Raw genomic sequence first — 990 nt, forward strand, 5'->3', positions numbered from 1 at the left:
TTGTACGCGTAAGCGTGCGTGCGAGACTTGGAACGGCCTTGCGTATATTTCTCAACAGGATTCGGAGTGGGTGTCCGGCCGTCGATCTTCGAGTATTGCGGCCCCTGGCCGACCGTGGTGGGCGAGACGGGCAAGGTATCGGGCATCTTCTGGTTCAGAAACCCCGCGATGGATGCGTCCTCGGCGTTCTTGAATTCCTTGATCGCGTCCTTGAACTTGTCAGACAAGGCAGTCACGACGGCGATATGCGTAACGAGCGCATTGTCGAGATCAGCATCGAGGGTCTTGAATCCCTCGGTCCACAGGTGCCCTGATTTGAATATGCCGGCCGGGCCGGCGAAATCCTCGACGGTCCGCGTCCCAAGGAACGACCGCACCGCAAGCAAGTGCGAGATCAAGGTACTGCAGCCATTGATCGCCGTCTGCGCCACCTTGGGATCGAAGTCAACTTTGCTGTTGTCGCCCATCCGGGATCCTCCCCTACCTGATGATCTGTACCGAAATCGCCTCGGGCCCACCGTCCAGCAGCGACACTATCTTGATCCGACCCTCAGCCTGGCAGGCTATTGGCCAGCAGATTCGCCAGTTCCTCTGCGTCCCTGCAGAGTTGGCCGACATCCACGCCCTGGTTGCTCTCGGCGCGCAGTTCCGATTTGGCGAAGCCGTAGGAAGTGGGCCATACCACCCAACACGACGCACTGTTCTTGCTACCGGGATCGAAGAACGTCTGGTACTCCTGGCCGTCGATCCCGCCTCCGACACGAACGGGACGGGGCGACAGCCCAAAGTCCCTCGGCCGCATGACGCTGAGGAACAGTTTGCCGCTGGGGATCTGTCCGACGTACCCAATAGGATGCCTGCCACCGTCGTCCCACTCGCAACGGCGCAGGGCCGGGGCATCGATCTTGTCGCTGTCGTAGAACTGAGTAGTAAATCCGAACCGCCGCTTCTGCTCGGGCGTGAGTACGCACGGGCTGGGCAACGGGACCG

2 protein-coding genes are annotated in these 990 nt (G+C 60.7%); both read right to left on the bottom strand.

Features of this window, described 5'->3' with window-relative positions:
- The coding region (locus ACFRAM_RS28630; protein WP_379470430.1) for a hypothetical protein at window positions 1-467 on the bottom strand (467 nt) is incomplete at its 3' end.
- An 83-nt stretch (window positions 468-550) separates the two neighbouring features.
- Window positions 551-990 (bottom strand): hypothetical protein (locus ACFRAM_RS28635; protein ID WP_379470431.1); only part of this gene is annotated, 440 nt, incomplete at its 5' end.

It is taken from the genome of Paenibacillus sp. NPDC056722, from assembly GCF_042790635.1.
Classification (GTDB): domain Bacteria; phylum Bacillota; class Bacilli; order Paenibacillales; family Paenibacillaceae; genus Paenibacillus_AQ; species Paenibacillus_AQ agri.